The organism is Shewanella sp. SW32 (assembly GCF_025653365.1).
Classification (GTDB): Bacteria; Pseudomonadota; Gammaproteobacteria; order Enterobacterales; family Shewanellaceae; genus Shewanella; species Shewanella oncorhynchi.
Map to the genome: position 1 here is coordinate 1 of NZ_JAKKSJ010000071.1, position 9777 is coordinate 9777.

Genomic DNA, 9777 nt, shown 5'->3' on the forward strand with positions numbered 1-9777 from the left:
GAGACGTCGCGGGAATTGTTGGGATAACGCACCGATGGATCGTTTCTTTAGAAGTTTGAAATCTGAATGGATACCCGCAAGTGGTTATGGGAATTTCACAGAAGCAGATAAAGAGATCACAAATTACATCACTGGATATTACAGCGAGACTAGACCCCATCAATATAATGGTGGGTTAACGCCAAATAGGTCAGAACGTTTATATTGGAATGACTCTAAAACCGTGGCCAATTTTACTTGACCACTACAATGTCCTTATAGGCTCGACGGCGACATCCATGTCGCCAACGATCACTGGTGCCCCAATGCCAATTTTAACTACCAGTTTTGCTATATATACGTAAAAAGCTAGTAGACATAAATGGGTTAGAATTCTTGCTCTAATCTATGATTTTCGGATTAAATTTTCTATGGATTAACGCCGCGCTCTAGGACAAACCGAAGCGCAGCGTAGATTTGTCCCTAGCAGCGCCTTGTTATGCGCTTGCCGCTTCACTTAAATCAATCTCCATTGGAATCTGATATGAATTTGTGTAAAGGCTAGCTTTAAATGATGCCCTCGGCTTGATCAGGACTTTTCCATCTTTTACTGAAATTGTACCGACCAGAGGAAATATATCCGATGGCCCCTTAAGATCAACAAACCTTTTAGTGAAAGTAGCACCTGTTTTGTGGTTAATGTATTTTACAAGCCCATGAGATGCTTCGCCATTTGGGCGTAATCTATATGAAACCAGAACCGAATATAACTTAGTATGTTTTGCCTTAACTGGAAACTCGACCGCAGAACCAAATCTTTCCACCTCGTTTGAAGCAAGCTTGATTTTTTCGGTTTTTTCTATGCTCAACTTACAAAGGTGCTCAAGACACTCAAAGGTACTGCGAATTACAAATTGTTCAAGTTCGGACTCATTTAATGATTTTAATTTCTCAAAATTTACACCGCAATCTATATACCTAAGCCACTTTTCTGGTGTTCTATCAGAAAAAACCATCGTGCCTTCTGGAATAGCATTTGTGTAGTTTACATATAGGTGATCGAATTCTCCGAGGGATAATCCATTTGCACCAAGTATTGTGGCTATACGAGCACCCCAGTAATGAAGCAGCTTAGGAAATTTGAAAAAGCTAGAACAACTCGAAGGTAGACTTTTACCTTTCTCATATAGGGAGTCGCTAGCGTAATACCTAATATCTATTAATGCTTTTTCCATTTATATATCCGATCTCTCTTCACGCATAGCCACAAACAGCTGCTTTGTATTGGATTGTTTTGCGGTAGCGTAGCAAAACAAGGAACGAAAAAGCCATCAGGCTGGTTTGCATTGTTATGTGTTACTCACAGAATGGACAAAATAAGTTGTTCATGAAGTCTAGTGGATCAATGTTGCAGCTAGGTAGTAGAACCGTAACTCTACCGTGCTTTTGACATTCTATTTCTTGGAAGCCACCTTCTGCTTTTAAAGTACTTATTTCCAGATCGCTCCAGCCGCACCAAGGGCAACATTTTATCTCAGCTTCAGTGATAGCAGCTATTTCCTGCTCCCAGTTACACTCTCCGCAATGGACTTTGCGAATCGTTCTGGCTTCTGTGAGGTTTATTACTTTGGGTCTTTCGATCATTAAGATTCCCTTACACATAACGTTGGGTATAAGCGGATCCGCGTTAGCGAATAATAAATCAAGCCATCCATTTTAAACCAACAACATAATGCACTTTTGGTTTGCCTTCAACCAGCGATGACTTTGTTAAGTAACTGAAATCATTCAGCTGTGTGCTAGGCTATATGCAGGGTGATCATTGGAAGCGAGATATTCCGATAATACCTATTCTTGCTCCCAATTATCCCCTTCTCGGCGACAAACATAGTCATAGTAAAGGGTGGAACCAAAGGGCTGAAATTCCATCTCAATGCCGTTTTCGTAATACTGACCATTTTCGCAGTCCATTCTGTCATTAAGTCGTACTAAGGCATCATGAATACCACCATGTCTAGCATTAATAAGCATCTTGACGAGAATCTCTCTTTGCTGGACAGTTAGTGACGTTAAGAACTCATTTATTTCTGAATTTTCCTGCCTGTTTGGATAGCTCCCTTCTTGCAAGACCCATTTTTCAAATACTCCATCATGTAACTGAGCAAACTCGTCAACAAAGCATTTCCACAATTCAACTGAACTCATTTTTTCTCCTGAAAGCATAACGCAGTGCCCATGCGCGTAAACTTGTAAATGCCGCAGGCCTCGAATGCCTCACTCTGTTATGTGTCTGCTGCTTCATTAAACAAAATCCTGTTTGAAAACGGATCTGTTACAGTAAAGCAACGATCGCCCCAAGGCGCATCTTCAATACTAGGTTTGTTGTATTTATATGGCTTAGAAGTCACATGAGCCAACAATTGATCAAGTTCACTCACATTCACAAAAATCTTACAGCCAGGAGTACAGTCGCCTGAATGTTCACTCAAGTGCAAAACAAAATTGCCAAGTGAAACTTGTATATAAATCGGGTAGCCATCCTCAAAGCGATGTTCCCAATCTAATTCCATCCCCAGAAAGCCAAGGTAAAACTCTTTGGCTTTATCTTCATCAAAGATCCGCATAATTGGGATTGTCTGAAACTTCATGCCATCGACTCCATCACACATAAGCTTTGTCTAGTGCGCATAAGCACCCAGTTTCAAATTTTTTTTGAAACTAATACCTGCCTTGATCACATTGTTTTTTACTTAAACCTGCTTAAAATGCTGCCATTGAATTTGTATTCCTTAATGATTTGGAGCCGTTACATGAGTGATTTAAGTTTCTTCGCCAAAAAGCGCTACACCACTAAGGCCTTTGATCCAACTAAGACGATTCCTGCGGATAAAATATCAGAAATCAAAACCTTATTGCAGTACAGCCCATCATCGACTAACTCACAGCCTTGGCATTTTGTGTTAGCGAGTACGGCGGAAGGTAAAGCGTTAGTTGCCCAAGCGACCGAAAACTATGCGTTTAATACCCAAAAAATTCTCGATGCTTCCCATGTACTCGTACTCTGTGCTCGTGCTCAATTAGATGAAGCACACTTACTGCAAGTACTCGAGCAAGAAGCAAAGGATGGCCGTTTTGCTAATGAAGAAGCCAAGCAAGGCCAACATAATGGCCGCTCTTTCTTCGCGAATATGCATAAATTTGAGCTGAAAGATGCCCAGCATTGGATGGAAAAACAAGTCTACTTAGCGCTTGGCACTTTAATGCTCGGTGCAAGTGTATTAGATATTGATGCGTGTCCGATCGAAGGTTTTGATGCCACTAAAATGAATCAAGTCTTAGGCTTAAGAGAGCAAGGTCTATGTGCCTGTGTGGTTGTCGCATTAGGTTATCACTCAGAAAATGATTTCAACGCTAAATTGCCTAAGTCTCGCTTAGATCAAGAAGTGATCTTCACCGAAATCTAGTCCTTCACTCTATGTGAAAAATAAGCATGCCCTTGATTTTATGTGATATAAACAAGGGCGTCATGTCTAAAACTAGCCCACTCTTAACTACCTTCCCCTAAAACCTCACTGCTGTTAACGGCTTATTTACGCCGAGAAACCATCTAAAGTAGGAGTAAACAATCACGGTATTGCTCTAAAATTCATCTTTGCCTACACTTTGGCTCTGTGGCATAGTTTGCGGCTCAACTTAGTGAATGATCATTTATCGTCGCCTTTCGAGTCATCTTTGTTGCAGCCCAGCGGTTTTATCGGCGCATTGGTAACACTCACAATTTAGGATGGGACAGTCAGTATGTTATTTGCCAAACCCTCACTCACTGAAGAACCTCAATCGATTCGAGTTGCAAACACTAAGGGCGATAACCCACTGATTTGGCCGTTGCTTACGGTTTTACAAGCTTCAAATCAAAGTTGGAAAATCCATCACTTAGCCACTGAATTACAAACCCAAGGGCTGATCCACCAGCTTGATGAAAATCCGGGTAACGATTTATTCAAACGTAACTTCCTGCTGATGAACGCCCTGTTTGAGCTGCAGGAAATATTACTGCCCAAGCAATGGCTGCAAGTCAAAGCCATGGAAATTCAAATCTTCCGCTTAGTACCATCAAACGTTAACCTGCTGATAATGCAAGATACTTCCCTGCGTGAGTATTACCTCGATTGGAATAACTACGACACCAGCGAAAACGTAGTACGAGAATTACTTGAAGCATTCTGGAGCAATTATAAGAGCTATATAGGCTTAAATATCAATCTGATGAACAAAGGTAACGCGCTGCGAGTTTTCGAATTAGACGAGAGTGCTACCGCCCGTGATATCCGCAAGCAATGGCGTCGTTTAGCACTTAAATGGCACCCAGACAGACCCGATGGCGATGCGGCGCGTTTTCGCGAGGTGTGCGAAGCTTGGCAGTCGCTTAGGGATATTGCGTAAGAATTGAGTCAGTGATGATGCAGAACTGGGCTTTAATCAACATGCACCGACTTAGCGATGCGATCCTGCCTACAGTCCTGCCAAATCTAAGGTAAAACTTCCATTGAGATCACAGATTTAGCCTACTAGCTTTATGCCAATTCAGTCATAATTAAGCCTTTCCATTTAACCTGAACCTATGTGTCAACGCTGGCATTTGGGCTAGCTTAACTCCTAGGTTGAAGCTCACTCTATCTCTTATGTTGACCGTTGAATGTCAACGATAACAACGACTGACATTGTGAATTCAATCACACCGAATTTGAGGAAACTATGATTAAACAATTAGCCTTGGCTGTAACCTTAGCGATTGCACCATTGAGCACCTTTGCCGCCAATTTTGTTGAAGGCACACATTACACTCAAATCTCGACCAAAGCGCCTAGCAGCGAACCAAAACTCACTGAATTCTATTCATTTTATTGCCATAACTGCTTCAATATGGAAACCAACTATTTGCCTGATATCAAGGCAAACCTCAACAAACAGATAAGTTTCGACAATAAGCATGTCGACTTTATGAATAGCGACATTGGCACCGAAGTGATGCGTTCATTAGCCGTGATCCAAAGCGTTGATAACAAAGACGCCTTAACCCATGCCATGTTTACCGCAATCCAAGGCGCAGAGGGCGCAAACGGCCACGATCATAGTGCACCTGGCCATCAGCATGAGCCGCAAATTAACAGCCGTGATGACATCAAAAAAGTCTTCGCCCAATTTGGTGTCGATGCTGCTAAATACGATGAATTAGCCGATAGCAAAAGCACTAATGAAAAGCTTTCCCTGTGGCGCACCCAGCAGAATGAATTCAAAATCGACAGCGTACCCGCCTTTATCGTGAACGATAAATATGCGGTAAATTTAAACAGCATCAAAACCTTAGATGAGTTAATTGGGTTAATTAACTACCTTGCTGTTGAGAAAGATGCCGCCCCCGCTAAAACCTCATCGGGTGGCAGTCTAGGCTGGTTATTTCTAGTCTTCGCCGCCGCAATTGGTGTGACCCGTCAGCAACGTCTTAGCTAAATCCAGACACAAGCGTGAAAACAAGGAACCGTCAGCATAAAAAATGGCCTCCAAATTAGGAGGCCATTTTTATTCACATTCGAAACAAGCTTGCAACATAAGAACTTAATTCAATCGCCTATATAAATACTGTCATTTAGTGTTATTTTCCAATCTGTTATTGGCGAATGAAATCGAGAATATGACTCGCCGCCAAGATTAAATGTACGATCAAGAAACCGATAAAAGCCTGCGCAAAAATTTGGTGATAACCACGCCACGCCAGCGCCGTTGGCGTCCCTTGAACGATAAACCAAACGAGGCCCGTAACCCCTGTAGCCACCAGCAACAGCATGCCAATACCTTCTATGGCACTAAACAGCCCTTTGCCACCAGCGACGGGGAATTTGCCTTTAGCAAGTCCAACAATATCTTGCTTTAACTGTGTCCAATCGCCCGCCAACCAGCCAAAGTATTGGTGCCACTTGCCACGCAAGGTATTGCTGAGTAAAAAAAGAATCCCAAGCACAGTGCACGCTAAACCTAAATATACATGCAAATAATCCCAAAAACTGGCGTTATCGGGTATCCGTCGGCCCATAAAAATCCACGGACTGGAACACACGAGTAAGATAGTCGACACGACAATCCACACATGCAGTTGCGCCATAATGACTCGGCACAAGGAGCGAAGTTTAGTCATCATACTGATCATATTTAATGCTCCTTTGCCCTTGTGACTAAGGCATTTATACAGCTTTAAGGGCGCGAATAGAATAGGGCTAAATGAATCACCGAAATTTGATATCAAGCTTAAGCGCTGTGGATCTGCTCACCAAACTCAGTCACTTTCTGCCAATCCGTGTATTCAACATTGGTAACAGGGTCCGTAGGTCCTTTCGTTAACCACATGATGAAACGGATAATATTTCTATCTAAAGCGTTATAGCCTTGGTAATTCAAGTTACCCCCAAAAACGCGCAGCAATTGTGGCCGCCAAGTGGTTTTACTTAAAAATGCCTGCATGTAAGGATTGGTCTCTGGGGTGTTTTTCTCGGGTTTACGCGCGACTAAACTAACGGAAAAAAAACCGCTGACCTTATCCGTCAACACGGCTTGATGCTTTTCAATAAACTCGTACAAACTTGGGTTATGTTTACCATGGCGAATACTGGCGCCTATGATGATTTTGTCGAACTCAGTGAGCACTGGAGCGGCCTTGATATCGGCAGTAACCACTTCATTACCCAAAGCCATTAACTGCTGTGCGAGCTTTTTAGCAATCTTTTGGGTCTGGCCGTGAACACTAGAGTAAATGATAAGAATTCTTTTCAATTTAGCCTCGATTAATCCCAAGCAAAATAACAATAAGCGGCCTAGAAAAGACGGTGTAGGCGACTTAATTTCGACTCTCTATGCCCGTTTGGCATATCAAATGACATCACAACGCTCAGACTAAATGCGCTAAAAGTAGCAATGGACACCCAGAGTCATTGGCATTCCAGTGGAATTTAACTTGGTATGCAAAAGTAAAATGACAATTATGATATTTCATACTAGGTGATTTACCCGCCAATTTACATGAAATAGATCACGGACTTAGCGCCAAACACCCCAAGTATATGCGGTAGTTTTAACTGCCTCACAAAAATAACGCCTTAGGTATATTCTCGCTTTAGCGTCTTTGTAACCTAGAGAGTTAATTCGCCTAAACATTGTTACAAAATTGAAAGGGATAAGTCACACCTTATATAGCCAACCTAAGGAAAAAGCATTAGCATTTGAACACTTATCGCCTGAGTCCCTTATCCATGAAAGCTATTCAAGCAAAAGATCCTAAAGCACTCTTGCTGTGGATGACCTTTGTTATGTCACTCGTGTTTGCCGTTTGGCAGGCATTGCTCAACAACTTCGTGATTGAGAAAGCCCAATTCACTGGTGCTGAAATCGGCATGTTACAAAGCCTGCGCGAAATCCCCGGCTTCTTGGCTTTTACGGCGATTTTTGTGCTGCTGCTCATTCGAGAACAAGCCTTCGCCCTGCTCTCGCTCGCCATTTTATGTATCGGCGTAGCGGTAACAGGTTTCTTTCCTCAGGTCATAGGCCTATATCTTACGACTGTGTTGATGTCTGTCGGGTTTCACTATTTTGAAACCATCAACCAATCGCTAACGCTGCAATGGGTCGATAAAAAAGACGCGGCTGGATTTATGGGGAAAGCACTGGCGTGGCGTTCGGCGGCCGCTTTAGTCGGTTATGCCAGCATTTGGCTAGTAATGACTTGGTTGAAGCTAGACTACCTGCATATGTATTTGATTATAGGCGTATTAGGTCTCATCATTGTGCTAACCATAACATGGTATTACCCCAAGTTTGAGACAACGGAAATACAACACAAAAAAATCATACTGCGTAAACGCTATTGGCTCTATTACCTGCTCACCTTTTTTTCAGGTGCGAGGCGGCAAATCTTTATGGTATTTGCGGGCTTTATGATGGTTGAAAAGTTTGGTTATACCGTCAGTGAAATCACTGCGCTGTTCTTAATCAACTATGCCGTTAATCTACTGTTTGCGCCTGCTATTGGTCGTTTGATTGGACGTATTGGTGAACGTAATGCGCTTACTGTGGAATATATTGGACTCATCTTAGTCTTTATCAGCTATGCCCTAGTCGAACAAGCCCATATGGCGGCAGCACTCTACGTCATCGATCATTTACTGTTTGCGATGGCAATTGCGATGAAAACCTATTTTCAAAAAATCGCCGACAGCAAAGACATTGCCGCCACTATGTCAGTCAGTTTCACCATAAACCACATAGCCGCAGTGATTATTCCTGTGCTTTTGGGCTTATTATGGTTAACCGATCCCGCCTTTGTATTTTACATAGGGGCGGGCTTTGCCGTATGTTCGTTACTGCTAGCGCTGAATGTTCCGCGCCATCCTGAACCGGGTAATGAAACCTTATGGTCTTGGCCAACTAAAAGTGCGAAATCAATCGCTAAAGTCGTTAAATAAAACGGCATAATAACGAACCAAAGAATTGGCTTAACGAGATGCTCAAACTAAAGAGATGATCATCTAAAGTAAGCTACAACCGAATGTAAGAGTTCACTAAGCCCACACCTCAACCACAGTGCAGGCTCAAGGATTAATAACGCGATGAAGGATTCAGATATTTTACTGTTGGCAGAAGAAGGCGAGTCAGCATCCGAGGTATCCGCTCGCAAAAAAGCCCTGCTACTTGGTCGCCAATTAGGGCTCGCCAGTGAGCAAGAATATCGCCCTGCGAACGCCTCAATAGCCGAGCGAGCTCAACATAGAGCACGCAAGTTATCGAGCGAATATCAGGCCAATGTGGAAACCATTTTTGCCTTAGCCCTCAGTTATACCCACTCAGATGTCACTGGGGTCGATCTTGATCCCGATTGGAGCCATCAATTTTTCTTGATGGCGGAACAAATCCATAACCGTAAGATGCAAGATTTGTGGGCTCGGATATTGTCGAGCGAGATAGTGAATCCGGGAAACTTCAGTCTACGTACCCTAGCGCTGCTCAAGCAACTGACTCACAGGGAAGCACAAATTCTAGAAAAAGCCCTTGGCATGGCGGCTAAGGTAAATAACGAGCAGCGCCTAAAACTCATCAGTGGCTACCGCTTGTCAGGTGGGATTGGCCAGTATTTCCGTAAAACCACCTCAGTCAATTTAGGCTTATCCCAGTTTGGGCTACCCTATTCCAGTATTCTGACCTTAGTCGATGCAGGAATACTTCACAGCAGTGAGTTCGAAACCGGTTTACTCAATAACAAAACACCGATTCAATTTGCCCTGCAAGGCATACAAATGAAGCTTACGCCCAAGAGCGGTAATCTGCTTTTTAGTTATTATCGCTTAACACCGATTGGCGATGAACTCGCCCAACTAGTACAGCCTAAGCCAGATCAAGAATACTTGAAGGCTCTACAGCTCTTATTTGCTAAAGACTTTAAAATAGAATAATTATCGCACTATAAAAATAAATTATGAATCAATGGTATAAGCAGTAAAACCCAGAAGTAAAGAATCCGCCTTCTTAGAAGGCGGCTTTGACTTGCCCCTGGAAGGGGCTATTCCAAAAACTACATCATCTGCAACGACAATTGAGCCTCATGTTCCTGATCTTGTTTATCTTGATGGCGCACATATCGTCTAATGATTTCTTCATTAACACCTACTGTATCTACAAAATAACCTCTGGCCCAAAAGCTATTGCCCCATAGCTTTTTACGTACATGAGGGAATTTATTGAATAGCCTTATCGCAC

At 42.8% G+C, this 9777-nt stretch carries 11 protein-coding genes and 1 pseudogene; 6 read left to right on the plus strand and 6 right to left on the minus strand.

Features of this window, described 5'->3' with window-relative positions:
• On the plus strand, positions 1-241 hold a 241-nt coding region (locus L5M28_RS23470; RefSeq protein ID WP_263198686.1), incomplete at its 5' end, for an integrase core domain-containing protein.
• Positions 242-476: 235 nt separating this feature from the next.
• Here the strand turns inward: L5M28_RS23470 and L5M28_RS23475 are convergent.
• From L5M28_RS23475 to L5M28_RS23485, 3 genes are all read right to left on the minus strand, one after another.
• Entirely contained in the window at positions 477-1214 is a 738-nt protein-coding gene (locus L5M28_RS23475; RefSeq protein ID WP_263204503.1) for a hypothetical protein, read from the minus strand.
• A gap of 613 nt (positions 1215-1827) precedes the next feature.
• Entirely contained in the window at positions 1828-2184 is a 357-nt protein-coding gene (locus L5M28_RS23480) for a DUF6547 family protein (RefSeq protein ID WP_263204504.1), read from the minus strand.
• 77 nt (positions 2185-2261) lie between these two features.
• Positions 2262-2627 carry a VOC family protein gene (locus L5M28_RS23485; protein WP_263204505.1) on the minus strand — a complete coding sequence of 122 codons (366 nt, stop codon included), beginning with the start codon at positions 2625-2627 and terminating at the stop codon, positions 2262-2264.
• A 162-nt stretch (positions 2628-2789) separates the two neighbouring features.
• On the opposite strand from L5M28_RS23485, the gene nfsB reads away from it, so the two are divergent.
• The 3 genes from nfsB to L5M28_RS23500 all read left to right on the plus strand — a co-directional run bounded on the left by nfsB (position 2790) and on the right by L5M28_RS23500 (position 5490).
• Positions 2790-3443: an oxygen-insensitive NAD(P)H nitroreductase gene (nfsB, locus tag L5M28_RS23490; protein WP_263204506.1), complete on the plus strand. Its 654-nt coding sequence runs from the start codon at positions 2790-2792 to the stop codon at positions 3441-3443.
• 334 nt (positions 3444-3777) lie between these two features.
• Positions 3778-4422, plus strand: a complete 645-nt coding sequence (locus tag L5M28_RS23495) for a DNA-J related domain-containing protein (protein WP_006082872.1) — start codon at positions 3778-3780, stop codon at positions 4420-4422.
• Positions 4423-4734: 312 nt separating this feature from the next.
• A complete protein-coding gene (locus L5M28_RS23500) occupies positions 4735-5490 on the plus strand; it encodes a DsbA family protein (RefSeq protein WP_105251591.1) in 756 nt (251 codons plus the stop codon).
• A gap of 157 nt (positions 5491-5647) precedes the next feature.
• Here the strand turns inward: L5M28_RS23500 and L5M28_RS23505 are convergent, their stop codons facing one another.
• Positions 5648-6175, minus strand: coding sequence for a cytochrome b/b6 domain-containing protein (locus tag L5M28_RS23505; RefSeq protein ID WP_263204508.1), 528 nt, complete (start codon positions 6173-6175; stop codon positions 5648-5650).
• Between the two features lie 107 nt (positions 6176-6282).
• Positions 6283-6804, minus strand: a complete 522-nt coding sequence (gene hemG / locus L5M28_RS23510; protein WP_028761755.1) for a menaquinone-dependent protoporphyrinogen IX dehydrogenase — start codon at positions 6802-6804, stop codon at positions 6283-6285.
• Between the two features lie 476 nt (positions 6805-7280).
• On the opposite strand from hemG, the gene L5M28_RS23515 reads away from it, so the two are divergent.
• Entirely contained in the window at positions 7281-8489 is a 1209-nt protein-coding gene (locus L5M28_RS23515) for an MFS transporter (RefSeq protein WP_263204507.1), read from the plus strand.
• Between the two features lie 144 nt (positions 8490-8633).
• Positions 8634-9473: a TIGR03899 family protein gene (locus L5M28_RS23520; protein ID WP_028761753.1), complete on the plus strand. Its 840-nt coding sequence runs from the start codon at positions 8634-8636 to the stop codon at positions 9471-9473.
• Between the two features lie 119 nt (positions 9474-9592).
• Here the strand turns inward: L5M28_RS23520 and tnpA are convergent.
• Positions 9593-9777 (minus strand): annotated as a pseudogene (gene tnpA, locus L5M28_RS23525) (IS200/IS605-like element ISSod23 family transposase); the annotation flags it as partial.

Coding starts and splice junctions, on each gene's coding strand:
- L5M28_RS23475 (WP_263204503.1), bottom strand. CDS start 1,214: ATGGAAAAAGCATTAATAGATATTAGGTATTACGCTAGCGACTCCCTA.
- L5M28_RS23480 (WP_263204504.1), bottom strand. CDS start 2,184: ATGAGTTCAGTTGAATTGTGGAAATGCTTTGTTGACGAGTTTGCTCAG.
- L5M28_RS23485 (WP_263204505.1), bottom strand. CDS start 2,627: ATGAAGTTTCAGACAATCCCAATTATGCGGATCTTTGATGAAGATAAA.
- nfsB (WP_263204506.1), top strand. CDS start 2,790: ATGAGTGATTTAAGTTTCTTCGCCAAAAAGCGCTACACCACTAAGGCC.
- L5M28_RS23495 (WP_006082872.1), top strand. CDS start 3,778: ATGTTATTTGCCAAACCCTCACTCACTGAAGAACCTCAATCGATTCGA.
- L5M28_RS23500 (WP_105251591.1), top strand. CDS start 4,735: ATGATTAAACAATTAGCCTTGGCTGTAACCTTAGCGATTGCACCATTG.
- L5M28_RS23505 (WP_263204508.1), bottom strand. CDS start 6,175: ATGATGACTAAACTTCGCTCCTTGTGCCGAGTCATTATGGCGCAACTG.
- L5M28_RS23515 (WP_263204507.1), top strand. CDS start 7,281: ATGAAAGCTATTCAAGCAAAAGATCCTAAAGCACTCTTGCTGTGGATG.
- L5M28_RS23520 (WP_028761753.1), top strand. CDS start 8,634: ATGAAGGATTCAGATATTTTACTGTTGGCAGAAGAAGGCGAGTCAGCA.